The sequence below is a fragment of the Streptomyces decoyicus genome, assembly GCF_019880305.1.
Taxonomy (GTDB): Bacteria; Actinomycetota; Actinomycetes; order Streptomycetales; family Streptomycetaceae; genus Streptomyces; species Streptomyces decoyicus.
On record NZ_CP082301.1, the window covers coordinates 127,705 to 142,981 of the forward strand.

Annotated in this window: 17 protein-coding genes and 3 pseudogenes; 9 read left to right on the forward strand and 11 right to left on the reverse strand. The window is 67.3% G+C overall.

Annotated features, from left to right (window positions below):
* The first annotated feature begins 99 nt into the window (after window positions 1-99).
* A complete protein-coding gene (locus K7C20_RS00515; protein WP_030075456.1) occupies window positions 100-639 on the forward strand; it encodes a TerB family tellurite resistance protein in 540 nt (179 codons plus the stop codon).
* A 407-nt stretch (window positions 640-1,046) separates the two neighbouring features.
* Here the strand turns inward: K7C20_RS00515 and K7C20_RS00520 are convergent, their stop codons facing one another.
* Both K7C20_RS00520 and K7C20_RS00525 read right to left on the reverse strand, forming a co-directional pair.
* Window positions 1,047-2,300: a protein-glutamine gamma-glutamyltransferase gene (locus K7C20_RS00520; protein WP_030075457.1), complete on the reverse strand. Its 1,254-nt coding sequence runs from the start codon at window positions 2,298-2,300 to the stop codon at window positions 1,047-1,049.
* Window positions 2,301-2,560: 260 nt separating this feature from the next.
* Window positions 2,561-2,818 (reverse strand): hypothetical protein, encoded by a 258-nt coding sequence (locus tag K7C20_RS00525; RefSeq protein ID WP_030075458.1) that lies wholly within the window; start codon window positions 2,816-2,818, stop codon window positions 2,561-2,563.
* 699 nt (window positions 2,819-3,517) lie between these two features.
* Here K7C20_RS00525 and K7C20_RS00530 point away from each other — a divergent pair.
* Complete coding sequence (locus tag K7C20_RS00530; RefSeq protein WP_048828620.1) at window positions 3,518-4,090, forward strand: hypothetical protein; 573 nt, start codon at window positions 3,518-3,520, stop codon at window positions 4,088-4,090.
* Window positions 4,091-4,135: 45 nt separating this feature from the next.
* On the opposite strand, the pseudogene K7C20_RS37955 reads toward K7C20_RS00530, so the two are convergent.
* Together K7C20_RS37955 and K7C20_RS37960 are read right to left on the reverse strand one after the other, a co-directional pair.
* Window positions 4,136-4,302 (reverse strand): annotated as a pseudogene (locus K7C20_RS37955) (NADP oxidoreductase); the annotation flags it as partial.
* A gap of 208 nt (window positions 4,303-4,510) precedes the next feature.
* Entirely contained in the window at window positions 4,511-5,050 is a 540-nt protein-coding gene (locus K7C20_RS37960) for a recombinase family protein (RefSeq protein ID WP_245171253.1), read from the reverse strand.
* Between the two features lie 270 nt (window positions 5,051-5,320).
* On the opposite strand from K7C20_RS37960, the gene K7C20_RS00540 reads away from it, so the two are divergent.
* The gene (locus K7C20_RS00540; RefSeq protein ID WP_030075461.1) at window positions 5,321-6,169 is read left to right on the forward strand and encodes an oxidoreductase; all 849 of its coding nucleotides are present in this window, start codon (window positions 5,321-5,323) and stop codon (window positions 6,167-6,169) included.
* Window positions 6,169-6,783: a TetR/AcrR family transcriptional regulator gene (locus K7C20_RS00545; RefSeq protein ID WP_030075462.1), complete on the forward strand. Its 615-nt coding sequence runs from the start codon at window positions 6,169-6,171 to the stop codon at window positions 6,781-6,783. Before K7C20_RS00540 ends, K7C20_RS00545 begins: the two co-directional genes overlap by 1 nt.
* A 221-nt stretch (window positions 6,784-7,004) precedes the next feature.
* Here K7C20_RS00545 and K7C20_RS00550 read toward each other — a convergent pair whose 3' ends face one another.
* Window positions 7,005-7,415, reverse strand: coding sequence for a Tn3 family transposase (locus K7C20_RS00550; RefSeq protein ID WP_209443945.1), 411 nt, complete (start codon window positions 7,413-7,415; stop codon window positions 7,005-7,007).
* A 5-nt stretch (window positions 7,416-7,420) separates the two neighbouring features.
* Between K7C20_RS00550 and K7C20_RS00555 the strand changes: the two are divergent.
* Window positions 7,421-7,741 (forward strand): annotated as a pseudogene (locus tag K7C20_RS00555) (transposase); the annotation flags it as partial.
* A gap of 9 nt (window positions 7,742-7,750) precedes the next feature.
* Here the strand turns inward: K7C20_RS00555 and K7C20_RS00560 are convergent.
* Together K7C20_RS00560 and K7C20_RS00565 are read right to left on the reverse strand one after the other, a co-directional pair.
* The gene (locus K7C20_RS00560; protein WP_030075463.1) at window positions 7,751-8,503 is read right to left on the reverse strand and encodes an SDR family NAD(P)-dependent oxidoreductase; all 753 of its coding nucleotides are present in this window, start codon (window positions 8,501-8,503) and stop codon (window positions 7,751-7,753) included.
* Between the two features lie 236 nt (window positions 8,504-8,739).
* Window positions 8,740-9,351, reverse strand: a complete 612-nt coding sequence (locus K7C20_RS00565; RefSeq protein ID WP_030075464.1) for an NAD(P)-dependent oxidoreductase — start codon at window positions 9,349-9,351, stop codon at window positions 8,740-8,742.
* A gap of 135 nt (window positions 9,352-9,486) precedes the next feature.
* Here K7C20_RS00565 and K7C20_RS00570 point away from each other — a divergent pair, with 135 nt between their 5' ends.
* From K7C20_RS00570 to K7C20_RS00585, 4 genes and pseudogenes are all read left to right on the forward strand, one after another.
* Complete coding sequence (locus tag K7C20_RS00570) at window positions 9,487-10,260, forward strand: TetR/AcrR family transcriptional regulator (RefSeq protein WP_078953251.1); 774 nt, start codon at window positions 9,487-9,489, stop codon at window positions 10,258-10,260.
* Window positions 10,261-10,510: 250 nt separating this feature from the next.
* Window positions 10,511-10,705: pseudogene (locus K7C20_RS38920) on the forward strand (transposase); the annotation flags it as partial.
* Window positions 10,706-10,746: 41 nt separating this feature from the next.
* Window positions 10,747-10,935: a hypothetical protein gene (locus K7C20_RS00580; RefSeq protein WP_052414229.1), complete on the forward strand. Its 189-nt coding sequence runs from the start codon at window positions 10,747-10,749 to the stop codon at window positions 10,933-10,935.
* A 41-nt stretch (window positions 10,936-10,976) separates the two neighbouring features.
* Window positions 10,977-11,240, forward strand: coding sequence for a VanZ family protein (locus K7C20_RS00585; protein ID WP_052414230.1), 264 nt, complete (start codon window positions 10,977-10,979; stop codon window positions 11,238-11,240).
* 167 nt (window positions 11,241-11,407) lie between these two features.
* Here the strand turns inward: K7C20_RS00585 and K7C20_RS00590 are convergent, their stop codons facing one another.
* The 4 genes from K7C20_RS00590 to K7C20_RS00605 form a co-directional block, all read right to left on the reverse strand.
* A complete protein-coding gene (locus K7C20_RS00590; protein WP_078953249.1) occupies window positions 11,408-11,881 on the reverse strand; it encodes a Ku protein in 474 nt (157 codons plus the stop codon).
* A gap of 275 nt (window positions 11,882-12,156) precedes the next feature.
* A complete protein-coding gene (locus tag K7C20_RS00595) occupies window positions 12,157-12,702 on the reverse strand; it encodes a hypothetical protein (RefSeq protein ID WP_209443944.1) in 546 nt (181 codons plus the stop codon).
* Between the two features lie 1,193 nt (window positions 12,703-13,895).
* Window positions 13,896-14,495: a hypothetical protein gene (locus K7C20_RS00600; protein ID WP_030075470.1), complete on the reverse strand. Its 600-nt coding sequence runs from the start codon at window positions 14,493-14,495 to the stop codon at window positions 13,896-13,898.
* 35 nt (window positions 14,496-14,530) lie between these two features.
* A complete protein-coding gene (locus tag K7C20_RS00605; RefSeq protein ID WP_150127252.1) occupies window positions 14,531-14,941 on the reverse strand; it encodes a hypothetical protein in 411 nt (136 codons plus the stop codon).
* Window positions 14,942-15,277 lie beyond the last annotated feature (336 nt).

A 15,277-nucleotide genomic window follows, 5' to 3' on the forward strand; every position in this document is an offset into this window, starting at 1 on the left:
CCATCTTCAACGTCACGATCACACGGCGCCGTTGCCGAAGTGTCACCGGCCGACGGCAGCCCGTGCCGGGAGAATCGGACGCAGCCGCCGGAGGGACAGATGCCACACATATGGGGAGTGCGCACGACCTGGCGCACGGTCGGCGACGGCGAGTTCTTCTGCCCCGGCTGCGGCGGCGACCGTAGCTACTTGCGCCGCATCGGCCGCCATCGGTTCGCTCTCCTCGGCATCCCCCTCCTCCCCCGCGGCACCGCGGGAACCGTGGTCGAATGCGCCGCCTGCCGAACCTGCTTCCGGACCGACGTCCTCGGCCACCCCACCACCACCCGCTTCTCAGCGATGGTCCGCGACGCCGTGCACACCGTCGCCCTCGCCGTCCTCGCCGCCGGAAAGGAGGGCATCGATGGCAGCGGCACCGCGCTCACCATCGAACTCCACGAGGTCCTCGACCCGCTCGCCCCCCACCTGGCCCCCGCCGGGAGCGAGGACATCCTGCTGCAGGGCGCCCGCATCGCCCTGGCCGACGGGCCGTACACCCCCAGCGAGCACCAAACCCTGGCCACGGTCGGCCGGGCCCTGCTCCTCAGCCACGAGGACACCGAACGACTGCTGGCCATCGCGGCCCGTACTCCGTCGTAAGGCGCCGTATGTGTCCTCTCCCTGACAGCGAGTGCGACGAACAGTGCGGCCGACCTCAGCGTAAGGAAGGAAGACGGCGTCAGGAAAACAACGCCGTCGCGACGGGAGAAGGGTCTCCCCCATGCACCACGCGCACGCCAGCCCCTCCGCGACTGTCCCCCCGGGCCCCAAGGACGCGCCCCCGCCGGCACATCGACACCGGCGCCGCTTCTGCTTCCTGAACCAGGATGCCGGCACGCCGTGATCGCCCTGCCCGCCGAGAAGAGCCACGTGCGCACCGTACGCCGCTTCGTCCTGGCTCACCTGAACCGCTGGGGTGTGACCGAAGAAGACCGGGACCGCATCGACGCCGGCGTGTGGCGGGCTGGGGGGAGAGGGCCGGGTGACCCGGCCCTCCTACCCGGCTGTTACGACCAGCCCTGCTTCACCTCGGCGGGGGCGGTGTTCCAGCTCTTGGGTATGAACGTGACGACGTAGGTTCCGCGGTCGAAATCCGCGTACCCGGCAGACCAGTTCCGGAACTTGCTCTCGTACACGTTCATGGGGCCCATGCCGCCATTGGGCGCATGATAATGATTGGCATGGGTCCATATGGTTTTGTCGGCATCCGCTTCCGTCTGAGCCCCGAACCAGCCGTAGTCGAAATTGACCCAACTTTCGCCAGGTTGGGCGTGACTGCGCGGAACATTCCGGTCCTTCGACATGTCGACCAGGCCTGTGCCCTGGTCGGGGCGGAAGGCATCCGGGTCGCCGTACTTCCTCTTGTCAGAGGAGCCCCGCTGGTCCTGCCCGCTCCAGAAGTGTTTCGAGTAGACCACCGCCTTCATCTTGGATGGGTCGTAGTTGCCTCCATCCCTTTCCTTGAAGGACGGCGTATTCCTCAGCGCCGAGTAAAAGTTCGAGCGGCTGTCCTCGTAGCGCAGAGCGTCATTTTTGTTCGCGAGCTCTGTCTTGAGGTTGTCGATGTAAGTCCCCTCGTCGTGCGCATTATCCAGGGCCTTGTTCATGACGGACGCCACATCACGCGCCCGCTTGAAACCCTTCCCCTCGTCGAAACTGTCCTTGACGATGCGCCCCTCAAACTCGGCTTGCGTCTCATTGGGGCGTGGTCTGCTGTTTTCCAGGTCACTCTTGTACTTGTTCTCATCGAAGAACGCGAACGCCAATTTGTTCGTCGGGTAGGGGCCCGAATTGACCCAGGTGATGCCGACGCAGCCGTAGGACAGCTCTTCTCGCTGCTCTTCGGTCATTTGCTGTTGGTTGCCGTCGCGGTGACTGTAGACCTGCTGCCACTTGCGTATGTAGTTGTTGACGACCGTAGTGGCCCTACCTCCGTAGGCCCGGTACACGTCAGGCATCCGGTTGAGCGGCTCGGCGGGAGGGGTCACCCTCTCGTCGACAGCGTCGGGGGCCCGGAAGAGCGCACTGGCGCTCGACGGCAATTCCGCCAGAGAATTGCCAGGTTGACCCGCAGTCAGGGCTCTTTTGTTCAGCGCGTTGATGTTCTTGACGTCCTCCGCCGTCAGGCCGTGCGTTTCGGCGTAGGACCCCTCCCTTTCCCCGCCGCCGCTGGCGGCATGGCTGACCGACGGCATGACTCCAGCGGTGCATATCGCCGCACTCACAGTGGCGAAGGCGAGTAAACTACGACGTTTGTACATGAAAATCAGTAACTCCCTTGTTGTGGAATCTCGTGAAACGGGGCACACGAGCGAACGACGCAATGAGGGGTTTGCGGTAAGCAGCCGCTCCGTGACCTCGGCCGCGCTGTCCCGGGTCGCTGCGCCGGGACAGGAAGGAACGCCGCCACGAGGCGGAAGGAGATGCGGCAAAGGCGGGAGACGGCGGTGGCGGCGCGGCCGTCGCCGGTCATGACCTGGTAGCCGGCGGGCGGCCCGGGGCGGGCGGCACCGGTGCCTCGCTACATCAGCGTCGCCGCCGAGGCGACGACGCGGGCCCGGCCCGGGGGGCCGAGGTCGCCGTAGCGGACCTCGCCGCGCGGATGGGAGTGCATGAAGTCGGTGTCGCCCCGGCGGACCTGGCCGGGATGGCCGACAGCGGCGGTCGCCGGGGCGACGGGGGCCGGGGCGGTCGCCTGGGCTCCCTGGGCGAGGGGCAGGGCGGGGGCGCCGGTCACGGCGACGGCAGGGAGAGCGCGGAAAGCGATGGGGCGTATCACGTATCGGCTCCTGGATGAGTGATCAGGTAGATACGAGCAGTGATCATGCCCCCGCGCCAACTCCCCGGCAACGTCGCGGTCTTACAATCGGCCAATCTGTCACGTAGGCCGTATCTGGCCATGCCTCCGAACCGCCCGCGGGGATGCGATGCGGCAGCGTTCCCCTGCAACTGGCGTGTGGTTCGCGGCGCGAGGCCGGTACCGATGTTGTCGAGAATCCCATGGTGCGGTTGAAGCCGTCGTCGACCGGGACGAAGAGTCCCATTCAGCGGGGTGAACCGGCTACGGGAGCTCCGTCAACACGCTCGGGGCCGCAGTCGAACGGGCCATCGCCCACCTGAAGGACTGGAAGATCTTCGCCACCCGCTACGGGAAGCACCCACTGAAGCGGTGGTCCCGCCCAGCTCGCCGTCGAGCGCCTCGGTGCGGCCAATTGGCCCCGATGCGCCGGGCGGTGCGCACCGACAGAGCCCCATCAACGGCAGCAGCGAGACAGCCAGGCACAGGCGCAGCACCGAGGAACGAGACGTCACATAAGGAATCGATCCGGTCGAGTGTGGGTCGGCAACTAGCGATGTGCTGCTCCTGGGGTTCCAGCCTGCCGCTGACACTCCGTCCGGGCCGTCGTGGCCAGTCCGCCGTCTCCAATGGCCAGGGGTCTCCCTGTTCGAGTACCTCGCACTGTTCACCGGGCTGGGAATGACGCCGTTCGACCATGGTGGGTTCGACCCGTTCTTCCATGAGATCGTCGACGTCGAGCAAGCCGACGACCCGGCGGCCCCGATCCAGGTCACGCAGGTCGTGTGGCCGGGGCTGATGCTTGGCGACCTGCTCTTCAGCCGGGCCGGGGTCCGTGTCCGGGCCGGCAGAAAACACGCCCAGCGCGGCGTCGCCGACCGCTTCCCGCTGTACTGGACCTTCCGGCGCAACTACCGCCCGACGGTCGATGAGTCCCATGGATGGGGTTCCCACTCGCAGTGGGCCACCGACTTCCGCCTCGATTACCGTACGTCGACGTCCGTGCAGCTCAATGTCGCCGGAGACGTGGGCATCGACGTTCCGGGAGACCTCAATGAACAAGCGGCGCAGTTGGCCTCCGGTGAACGGCGTGACCTCCTGCGTCACCGTTGCCTCCTGCGACCACCTGACGCCGCCGACGTGCTTGCCCAGATGCCCGGTTGGGAGAAGGAACTCAGCCTGTTCGCGTGGCGGCTACCCAGCTCGGACACCGGCGTCGCGCGGGCCACGGTAGGCGGAGAGCGCCGCGGGTGAAGCATGCCATCGCGGTCGGCGGGCTCACCGCGCCCACGCTTACGTCTACGCCCGGAATGCCTTCGGTCGCTCCGGGGACACCTCGGCCAGGGCTTTGGTGACCTCTTCGACGCCCGCCCGCAAGCCGTAGACGGGGGTGCGTCGGGCTGCTGGAGTCAGGACGTGTCGATGCCACCCGCGTCGACGGTGCCGAACCCGAGCTCGTCGATCAGAATTGTTCACAAGTGCACACATCGAGCGGAGGTGGCTGCTCAGCCCCTCCCGCTCTGGGGCCAACGGACCGCCTCGTCGACGAGGGCCGGCCGGATGGGTTTCCATTCGTAAACCGCGCAGTCGGTCTGTTCATTTCTTGTTGAAGGCCCACCCCAGTTCCCTGCGCGGAGCCGTTGCCGGCACACCACGCAGGTCCTGGACAAAGGCTCAGCCGTGCCAGGTACCGCCTGGCGCAGGCGGTACCTGCTCTGGTACGGCAGTCGGCTGTAACAGCCTTGTGCGAAAGGCACTTTGTCCAGCAGCGCCGCCAGCGGCCGGACACAGCTGTCGGTTTTGGGCGATGTACACCTCACTGACCTGCCAGGGAACTCGCAAGAGATCGCCCCCCGGTGGGGCAGGGCCGTGGGCGGTGAGGTGGTCGGCGAGTGCGGTGAGTTCGGCGGCGTCGCGGCCGGGCCGCTTCATCTCGCACACGGTGAAGATGGCCCGGCAGTGCGGAGCGTGCGCCTTGACCTCCCGCGCCGTTCGCAGCGCCTCCTCGAACCGGGGACGGACTCGCACCCGGGTACTGATCTTCTCGCTGAAGATCTTGTCCCTCGGGATGCCGCGCTTGCTCAGCGCGTCGAGCTGGGAGTCGAGTTCCTGCCCAAGGGTCGAGCATCTCGCGTACCCGATGCGGATGTCTGCGCTCGGCAGGTCCGGGTCGATCGGCGCCGGCGGCGGGGTGCCGGGCCGCCATGGCCTCATGGGCCCGGATTTTCGCACAATGCAAGTCTCGGAGGGGGTCCGTCCCGCTTTTGCGTGAGAACGGTTTCTGAGAGCCGATCAAGGGGCGGACGGGGTCCGGTGGCCGTTTCTTGATCTTGCTCACACAAAGGACGAGATCGCCATGGGGTGGTTGGCGGAGGAGCCGTAAGGCGTCACCAGAATCTGCATGGCGATGATAAAAATCGACGCCGTGTAGAATTTGAGGTGAGGGAGCAACCAGGCTCCTTCCGAGTCCCAGCTGGAGGAACAATGCAGGAACAGAAGTGGCTCATCACCGGCGTCAGCACGGGCCTCGGACGTGCCTTCGCCCAAGCGGCCCTGGCCGCCGGGCACACCGTCGTCGGTACAGTCCGCTCGGAGAAGGACCTGCGGGCCTTCGAAGAGCTCGAACCCGGGCACGCTCACGGCCGCATCCTGGACGTGACGGACGGCGACGCCGTCTCGAATGTGATCACAGAGGTAGAGCAGAGCGTCGGAGCTTTGGATGTCGTCATCGCCAACGCCGGCTACGGCCTGGAGGGCACCTTCGAGGAGACGCCGCTGGCCGAGGTGCGGCGGCAATTCGAGGTCAACGTACTCGGGGCAGTGGCCACCCTGCAGTCAGCACTGCCCCACATGCGCCGGCGTCGCCGCGGACACCTGATGGCTGTCACCTCCATGGGCGGGCTCATGGCCGTGCCCGGCATGTCCGCCTACTGCGGCAGCAAGTTCGCGCTGGAAGGCATCCTTGAGGCGCTGGGCAAGGAGGTCGCGCAGTTCGGGATCCACGTGACGGCGATCGAGCCCGGCTCCTTCCGCACCGACTGGGCCGGACGGTCCATGACACGCACCGCGCAGTCCATCGACGACTACGACGAGCTGTTCACCCCCATCCGCGAAGCGCGGCAGAAGGCAAGCGGGAACCAACTGGGCAACCCGGCCAAGGCCGGGGAAGCCGTCGTGCACATCACGACGGTGGACCAGCCGCCGGCCCACCTCGTCCTGGGCTCGGACGCGCTACGACTGGTCACCGCCGCGCGCACGGCCGTGGACGAGGACATCCGCACATGGGAGACGCTCTCCCGTACGACCGACTTCGCCGAGGGTGCTCAGCTCTGATGCCCGGCCACCACCCCGCGCGAAGCCGACGCGCCGCCGAACGCAAGGGCGATGTCCGGGAGCGGGCCATTCTGGACACCTGCGAAGCTCTGCTGGCGCAGAAGGGCTACGACGCCATGACCGTCGGCGACATCGCCCAGGGCGCCGGCATCACACGCGGCGCCCTGTACTTCTACTTCGGCTCCAAGCAAGAAGTGGTCACGGCGCTCGTGGCCCGGACGGTTGAGCACCTGTGGGAGCGGTCCCGGGTCACCGCGCAGGCCGATGAGCCGCGCCAGGCCATCGCGGCAGCCATGCGGCGCACGGTCGAACTGTGGAACGAGCACGGCCTGGTCATGCGCACGGCGATCGACCTGTCCCTGACTGTGCCGGAGATCGGCGAGCTGTGGAGCCGTACAGCCGACTTGTTCATCACAGCCATCACCGCTGTCCTGGAACGAGCCGGCATTCAGGCCGGCACCGAACCGGAACAAGCGTCGGCGATGGCACGCGCCCTGTGCTGGATGATCGAGCGGTCCTTCTACCACGCCTCGCAGGAGTCCCGCGAGATTTTGCAAAAGGCATCCTCGACCTGCGAACACATCTGGCTGGTCAGCGCCGGCCTGACCGTCTGAAACATCTGGCATGGACGGTGGAGCATAAGAACCGGACGTCGCGATTTGTTTCCGCCTCGGGCGCGGTTCGGAGACCGGGGAGCGTGGCCGCTGCGGCGGCGGGGGCGAGGTGGGAGTTCATGTCCAGCTCGAACCGGCCGTAGGGGTTCACGTGGGTCCAGAACAGCGGGGACAGGCGCGCCGGTCGGCGTCGGTGAGCCGCTTCTGCCACTTCTCCTCGCTCAGGATGTCCTGGAGGACAGGGTGTTGACGTGCACCAGCGTGGACTGGAACAGGTGCAGGGCGAGCATGGAGACCTCCTGGGACTCCTTGTCGGAGCCGGTCAGGTCGCCGTCCTTGCCGTAGAACAGGTCGTGGTTGGCGCTGTTCCAGTTCTCCACGACGTGAAGGCCGTCGTTGATCTCGCGCCGTAGGTCCGCATCGGCGAGGTAGTCGCAGATGAACGCCGTCCGTACCGCCCGTCCGAGTTCCTCGATCGCGCGGTAGGCGGGGTGCTTGGGCCCGCCGCGGGTGAAGCGGCGCAGGACCTGCTCGGCCTCGGCGGTGCCCAGGCGCAGGGCAGTGGTGTACTTCACGATCTGGTCGTACTGCTGGCGGATCAGGTCCCAGTCGATCGTCTTGGTCGACAGCACCGGCCTTGGTGAAGGGCATCCCGCCGATCCGTTCGCGACGCGGACGCCGACGGCGCAAGCCGGAAAAGCTCCACGCGGACAAGGGCTACGACTACGCTCACCTGCGGCGATGGTTACGTCAACGCGGCATCATCCACCGCATCGCCCGCAAGGGACTTGAGTCCTCGCAACGGCTAGGCCGTCACCGCTGGACCGTGGAGCGCACCATGGCCTGGCTCGCGGACTGTCGGCGACTGCACCGACGCCACGAACGTAAAGCCGCCCACTTCCTCGCCTTCACCAGCATCGCCTGCACCCTCATCTGCTATCGCAGACTCACCAAATGAGATGACTTCTTATGCCCGTCGTGCGCCGTCCACCGACAGCGCGATCCCGGTGATGTACGAGGCGGCGTCCGAGCAGAGCCAGACCGCGGCCGCGGCCGCCTCTTCCGGCGTCGCCATCCGGCCCAGCGGTGTCATCGCCTCCTGCATCGCGATCAGGCCGGTGCCGGCCGCGACCCGTTCGAACCCGGGCGTGCGGGTCGGGCCGGGGCAGACCGCGTTGACGCGAATACCGCGCGGCGCGTAGTCCACCGCGGCGACCTTCGTCAGGCCGACCACACCGTGCTTGGCGGCGACGTAGGCAGGGGCGGTGGGGATCGCGTACAGACCGCCGTTGGACGCGACGTTGACGATCGCGCCTCCGCCGCGGCTTTCCAGAGCGGGCAGCTCGTACTTCATGCACAGGAAGGTTCCGCCCATGTTGACGTGGGTCACCCGCTCGAACTCCTCCAGGCTCATCTGGTCCAGCTGCCGGTGGTGGGAGTCCAGGCCGGCGTTGTTCACGGCGAAGTCGAGACCGCCGTACGCCTCGACCGTGCGCTCTACGGCCGTGCGCACCGCGTCCTCGTCGACGATGTCTACGCGCAGTACCAACGCCTTCCCGCCGTCCTTCCGGATCATCTCGGCGGTCGCGGCCGCAGTGGCCTCGTCGATGTCGGTGACGGTGACGCCGGCGCCTTGGCGGGCCAGTTCGATTGCCGCCGAACGGCCGATTCCGCTGCCGGCGCCCGTCACGAGTCCGGCCTTTCCGGTGAAGTTGCTCATGATCCTCCAATGGATGCTGTGCCTGGCGGTGTCCGACCTGCTCGGGCGATCTGACCAGGGTTTCCGCGGTGGCCGACGGCGAAGACACGGCTTGTGTGTGGGCGCGCGCCGGAGGCGGTGGTTTGGTTTTGTCTCTCCGTGGCGCGTGCGTTCCGGCCGTCACGGCTCTCCGCGCCCCTGCGGTCGCGAGCGTCCCCGGCCCGCGTTCGGGGGGTGCCGGGCTGTCGGGCCGGTGGTCAGGCGAGGGGCACGACGATGCCGTTTCCCTGCTTGCCTGACTCCGCCTCGTCCAGCAGCAGCGATGCCAGCGTGATCCGGGAGATCCGGGGCGGCAGCAGCGGGCGGCGCAGGTCCGCCAGCGGCACGATGCGGCGGGTGGAGCTGAGGGGCCCGTCGGTGACGTCCGGGGCGTGGAAGACCGTGGCGCCGGCCTTCAGCGCGATCTCGTCGGCCTCGGCCTTCTCCCGCAGTTCCGATCCGACGAACATCCGCATCACGCCCGCGTAGATGAGTCCTCCCGACCGGCTGGAGACACCCGAGCCCAGGGCCCCCAGCCACACGGTGCGGACGTCCGCTGCGGCAAGCCGCCTGGCGCCGGCAGTCAGTGCGCCTGGGCCGTCGCCCTTGCTGATGCCGATGGCCGAGACCACCACGTCTATGTCGCTCAGGGCGGGAAATCTGTTCGGGTTGGTGACGTCCGCCTGCCGGTTCTCCGCCTGCCGGGACGCTGGCACGTTCACCCGGACCGGTGTGCGGACCAGGGCCACGACCTCGTGACCGCGATCCAGCGCCAGGTCGAGGAGGGTGCCGCCGGTGCGGCCCGAAGCTCCGAGTATGGCGATGCGCATGATCTTCCACTTCCTGACTAAACAACTGTTGGTGAGTTGAGTAAACAACCGTTGGTTAGCGGTGTCAAGGCGCGGACCCAGGTAAGGTGAACGTGTGTTGTTTATCTGTTCACCCAGGTAGGAAGGGGGGCCAAGGTGTCGTCTCAGGAGCCGTCCGTTCCCCGCCGCCGCAATCCGCGGGGGCAGGGGGAGGTACTCAAAGCCCAGCTCGTCGACGCGGCAGCCAAGCTGCTGGCCACGCTCGACCAGCCCGAGACGCTCACCCTGCGCCAGGTCGCACGCGAGGTCGGAGTGGCACCGGCCAGCATCTACAGCCACTTCACCGACCTCAGCGCACTGATCCAGCACGTCCTACGGCTGCGCTACCAGGAACTGGCCCGGCTGATGGACGAGGCCGCACGAGTCGCCGGCCCCGCCCCCCTGGCCGACCTCACCGCGCGGTGCGCCGCCTACGTGCACTGGGGTGTCGGCCAACCCGGCCACTACCGCACCCTCTTCGGCGGCCGCATGCCCGCCGACCTGGTTCCCGGCTCGGCCCACGGCGCCGGCGCCGAACCGCTCACCGCCGTCGTGACCTCCCTCGCGGCCGCTGCCGTCCCGGAACGCAAGCAGCCCACGGCGGAACGACAAGCACAGGCCGGCCTCATGCTCTGGACCGCCCTGCACGGGCTCGTCAGTCTTTACAACGACCACGGCATGATGCCCTGGCCACCCCTGAACGATCTGATCACCGACGTGGTCTGCCTGCACACCGGCCGGCCAGCGGCCGAGATCGCGAGCCTCCTGGGACAGCACGAAGGACGATTCGGGCCGCCTACCCGCGCAGCTCACAAAGACCGCGACACCGCCCTGCTCGACCCCTCCCCGCCCGCCGACAACGAACACGGCGTTACGCCGGAGGCAGGTTGAGCGCCAGCGCGTTTCATGGGCCCGCGCCCTGCTTGAGGAGCACACCCGTGGGGGCCGGGCACAGACACACCACCGATTCCCCGGGCTCTGGGAGTTGGTCCAACGAGTGTTCCGCCGCCGCCGGTACGGCCCCGGCGGCTCCGGTGCGGCTTCCTGGATGGCGACCGAACGGGCGGACTCCGGAGCCTTCCTTACGCGCGCACGCGTAACTGCCTGTGCTTGAACGTTTGGGTTGATGTGGGGAGGGGCTGGTGGCCGGCGTCGGCACGGTGACCGGGAGGTGCTGGCCGCGATCGTGTTCGTGACGACGTCGGGTTGTACCTGGCAGCAGTTGCCTTCCACGTCGTTCGGCCCGTCCGGGGCCACTGCCCATCGCCCACTTCCTCGCCTTCACCAGCATCGCCTGCACCCTCATCTGCTATCGCAGACTCACCAAATGAGATGACTTCTAAAGAGTCTCTTGTGATCGACTGATAGCGTCTCGCCATGTTCTTCCCGATCGCCTTCCTTATCGGCGTTCTGGGTGGTGTCGCCCTCTGTACGGTCACCAGCCGGCGCAGAAGCCCTCGGCAGATGTCGCAGCGGGTCGCCCTCGGGCTGCTGTGGTTCTGGGCAGTCGGCGTCGTCTACTTCACCTTCGGGACCCCCCCGGCGGCGGCCAGGACCTCAACCTGAAGCCACTGGACCTGACCAACGCGGCGGACATCAAGGACGCCGTGCTGAACGTGCTCATGTTCGCCCCCGGCGGCCTCCTGCTAGCCCTGCTCCCGGTGCGCTGGTACCAGGCCGCTCTCTTCGGATTCCTCGGCTCCCTCACAATCGAGGTCACCCAGTACCTGACCCGATCAGGACGCAGCGCCGACATCAACGACCTCACCAACAACACCCTCGGCGCACTGATCGGCTTCTCCTGCACCGCCGCAGCCCTCGCCCTCGCCAGACATGGTTCTCGCATCCGTGGCACCACAGTTGACTGCTGAATCGACTGGGGAACCCGAGTAACACTGGGGAAAATCGCTGATCCCCATCACCGGCGGGGCCGCCAACAACACGCTCGCTTGTGGTGGCGCTGGTCGCGGCTAACCGCGGTGATTAGCCCCGCAGCATCGTTGCCTGCCTGCTGTGTGCGACACGCAGCGGTCTCAGTTCAGAGAAGCGACCTCAGGGCCACCTTGCACACCGCGAGCCGGCCGGACCGGGCCAGGGCTTCGACGAGAGGCGCATACGGCTTCTGCGCTCCGGGGCCGTGGGCGCCCACCCAGTACGGACGCGCGTACAACAGCGGGTCGACGTCGTCCGCGTCGACGAATCCGGCGACCTCGATCGCTCGCTTCGTGGGCAGCGGCAGGGCCTCCAGGCCGGCGTCTTGGATGCCCACCGTGCGGCCGTCGGGTGCCTCCCAGCCATGGGCGGTCTCCTCCGGTCCGACGTCACGGCCATCGAGCTCGCACACCCGCCGGTGGCGGATGCGGCCGCCGCCGGCGGCATGCACGAGATGGAGGCCGGGGCCATGGTCTTCGGTTGCCGCGAACAGGTTCACGGGCAGTGTGGCCAGGCCGAAGGAGAGAGCGTTCCTTGCCAGAGCGATCGCATGGCTTCGACGGTACGCACAAGCCAGCAGGGCCGCCGCCCGTCAGCGTCCGTCCGGATGCGCGGTGCGGATCATCGGGCTTCGGATCAATGCGTGGGCCGACACGGCCCGCGTTCGCCTCCCCGCGCTCCCGTAGGGCGAGCAGCGTCCGTGGCACACACAGAGAGGCCCCGGCGGCCGCGATGGCGGCCAGCTTGGCTACCTCAGGGAGCCAGATCGTGGCATCAGACATCGGAGCGCTCCCTCCCGCCGTAGGACCCCAGGCCGGTAACCGGGGGTCGAGGCACATCGGAACGAGACCGGCGCTAAGGATCGATCGAAGTTCCCGCGGGCCTCCTGCTGCGCCGCAGAGGCTTCCCTCCCCACAGATCGTCGCGAAAGGCCTTGCGTACAGCCAATTCCGCGTCCTCGAATTGTTCGAGCAACCGATCCATCGCGGCATCACGCGAGGGCAGGTACAGCTGTCTACGGTCGGTGACCCGCGAGTGCAGAGCATAGGCGCAGTTCACCAAGCCCATCATGGCGTCCATCACGGGATCTGCGGCGACGCGCATACTGAGCGTTGCTGCGACGTTGGCGAGATCCCCGTATAGAGCACGCACCTCGTTCGCGAGATCCGCAGAGAGCTGCGATGACTCCGCAGCATGGCCTGCGGAAGCGCGGAAGCGAAACATGGCACGGACGAAGTTGGCGTAGTCCTCGCTGCGAAGCTGCCAGTCGGCTTGTTCTCGTTGAGCTTCTGCGGTCTTCGTTACCTGCCGGAGTGCTGCCCAACCGGCTATGCACCCGACTACGAGCGCAGAGAGCGCGCCAACCGCTGCGGCGTACAGCGCTGCCTGTGTCTCCGTCACGGTTCTGATGGTGACAGGGCGAGCACGGTGGTGTACCCAGATGAGGGAGTTGGGGGCTGAGGAACATCGACCGTCAAAACGTGCACCAAGGCCTCCGGGATCCGATGCCGCAGATCACGGGTCCGCTTCGTGCATATCGAACCGCCTGAACCGCAGCTCACGGTGAGCGGTAGCACGGATAGCGGGCCACTATCGGCGGCAGACGTCACAGACGGTCAAGTGCCGCTTTTCGCTCCGATGTTCCTCGGCCCCCTAACTCGCCGAGCGCTTCCTATCGCGGCGGCCGTCGGCGAGGGCGTCCAGCACGTCGGCCGGCTTCGGCTGCACCTCGGTGCTGAGGTAGCGGATCCCTTGGCCTTCGGGGCTGGCGTTCTTGCCGATGGGGTGTCGTCGGCTCCCTCGACGCCGCGGTGGCACGACTCGGATACCCGGACAAGGAGGGGGCAGCTTCGACCAGGTCGGCGATGCGCCGGCCCCGCAGCTGGGCCCAGCCAATTCATGACGGTGGTCAGCGACGCCCAGCTCGTCGACGACGGCGGCCGCGGTGACGGCCGGGTGGTAAATCCGGTACTCGTGAACGTCCTTGGGGGCATCGCATGCCGCCGGATACATCCGAGGCCAGCGGAGTGGCTCTGCCGTCGGCATGCACGGTCCACGCAGGATCGGGTCGGTCCAGGTGTTGCCCGTTAGGGGGTGCTTGTCGCACGGGTGCGTGCCGGGCTGGGCTCAGAAGTCGATGCTCGGTCCGTTCCCGTGCGGCTGCTGGGCCCAGTTCCGAACGGACGGCATCTCGACGGGGTGCGGGGGCGACTCGCCGGCCTTGTCGTCGAGGCTGTGCGTCGCGTTGTGGGCGAGCTGACGGACGAAGTCGCCGATGCCTTCTACTGGTCCCGCCAGCCGTCCCCGATCGGGTGGCGGGCCCGGAACGTCCGTCCGGGACGGGGCGGCCGCCGAACGCACCGGGCCGCCCGGCGGCATCCGTCAGCGACGTGTCGGCGCCGGCCGCGACGCGCTCAGGAGCTGTTCCGCACGAGCTACGCGCCGCGTAAAACGGCCGACGACCGAAGAAGCTCTCCACGGCCCGAAGCGGGCCGTGGAGAGCGTGGAGGGAAGGGCGCCACATCGTGCCCGGGTCCCCGGCGCCGTAGTGGGCGCGGGCGGTCCACCACCGGTCTGCGGGTGCCGGGCCGGGGCTACTGCGCTTGGGGCTTTTGCATGTTGAAGTACGCGAGTGGGACTTCTGCCTTGGGGGACTGGACGAAGACCCGGGCGGGAATCGCCTTGATGTGTTCCTTTTCCGGACCGGTGCCGGGGGCCCCGGGAACCGCCTTGTAGTCGACCAAGAGGTAGCCGAGGTAGAAGGCGCCGGCGCGCCGGCCTTGCAGCTCACCCCACTTGTCGGCTGGGAAGGTCGCCTCGTAATCCTCCTCCGTTGAGGTCATTTTCCGGTTCAGGGAGGTGGAGGAGACGCTGTAGGTGAAGCTGCCCTCAATGGGGAACTCGCCCCCCTTACCACCGTCGCCTCCGGGAGCCATACTGACCTTGGGCGTGACCTTGCCGCCCACCTGCCAGCCTGCGGTTGTGCTGCTCTCGTCGGTAATCTGCTCCGACGTCTTGTACGTCTTCTTGCCCCCGCCCGCGAGGGCGGCGCCAGTGCTCAGCTTGGGCCACTTGGAATCTGCCTTCGTGTCGAGCTTGCCGACGAAGACGCACGGATTGGCCTTGGCCCCGTTCTGGTGCCCGCCGGAATTGACGCCTTCGCAGAACGACGCGGAAGAGTTCACCTCAGCCATGGCCGTCGCGATGTTGTCATCTCGGGTGTCCTTACCTATTCCGCCAGCTGCTTGATCATCTCCCTGGCGTCGGAGTTGTTGTCCGTATTCTCCGACCACTTCTTCGCCGCGGCTTTAGCGTCCGTGAGCGCCTGCGCGGGCTCGTAGTGGACTCTGGCCTTCACATCCTCCTGGGTGACGGGCACCAGGTTGCCCTTGCTGTCCCGGTCGAGGCCCTTCGGATAGCCCATCACGCTTTCCGAGTCCGCGACGGGCGCCTTACCCTTCATCTCGTTCTCGACGATCTCATCGGACGCGTACAGCTTCGCCTCGGTGGGGCCGTCAGCCGCCGCGGCCGGTGACACAGTGCCCGCCAGGGTCACTGCCACCAGCAGGGCCGCAGCCAGCGCGGCGCTGCTGCTTCCTCGGGAAGGCGTCCCGCGCGGGGCGGACAATGGATTCGCCATGGCTTTATCTCCTCTGCTTCGTGCAGGTGTTAGCCACCCGCGTTGCTGTGGCTCTCGCACAGGGTGGTGCGAGCCGTCGCAGAAACAGGGCACGAAACAGCCGGTTCTCATCACCACGCCGCTTGCCATAAACCGCGCGGCCGACGTTAGGCGGGCGGATCGTTGCTTAGCGCCAACCTGTTCCATTGCTCCGGGGCGACATTGTGCACCCAGCATGGCGCGCTACACATCTACCACCAGGCCTACTCCGCAAGTACCACTTCCCGGTCAACGAAATTGCAGGAAGCGGGGCCTGCATCGGCACCGGCCACCCACCAAACAGCCCGTGCCAGGAGA

Bases quoted from the DNA above. Each gene is read 5' to 3' on its own strand.
- K7C20_RS00605 (WP_150127252.1), bottom strand. From the start codon at position 14,941: ATGGCGAATCCATTGTCCGCCCCGCGCGGGACGCCTTCCCGAGGAAGC.
- K7C20_RS00565 (WP_030075464.1), bottom strand. From the start codon at position 9,351: ATGCGCATCGCCATACTCGGAGCTTCGGGCCGCACCGGCGGCACCCTC.
- K7C20_RS00600 (WP_030075470.1), bottom strand. From the start codon at position 14,495: ATGGCTGAGGTGAACTCTTCCGCGTCGTTCTGCGAAGGCGTCAATTCC.
- K7C20_RS00520 (WP_030075457.1), bottom strand. From the start codon at position 2,300: ATGTACAAACGTCGTAGTTTACTCGCCTTCGCCACTGTGAGTGCGGCG.
- K7C20_RS00515 (WP_030075456.1), top strand. From the start codon at position 100: ATGCCACACATATGGGGAGTGCGCACGACCTGGCGCACGGTCGGCGAC.
- K7C20_RS37960 (WP_245171253.1), bottom strand. From the start codon at position 5,050: ATGAGGCCATGGCGGCCCGGCACCCCGCCGCCGGCGCCGATCGACCCG.
- K7C20_RS00580 (WP_052414229.1), top strand. From the start codon at position 10,747: ATGTTCTTCCCGATCGCCTTCCTTATCGGCGTTCTGGGTGGTGTCGCC.
- K7C20_RS00540 (WP_030075461.1), top strand. From the start codon at position 5,321: ATGCAGGAACAGAAGTGGCTCATCACCGGCGTCAGCACGGGCCTCGGA.
- K7C20_RS00545 (WP_030075462.1), top strand. From the start codon at position 6,169: ATGCCCGGCCACCACCCCGCGCGAAGCCGACGCGCCGCCGAACGCAAG.
- K7C20_RS00530 (WP_048828620.1), top strand. From the start codon at position 3,518: ATGACGCCGTTCGACCATGGTGGGTTCGACCCGTTCTTCCATGAGATC.
- K7C20_RS00560 (WP_030075463.1), bottom strand. From the start codon at position 8,503: ATGAGCAACTTCACCGGAAAGGCCGGACTCGTGACGGGCGCCGGCAGC.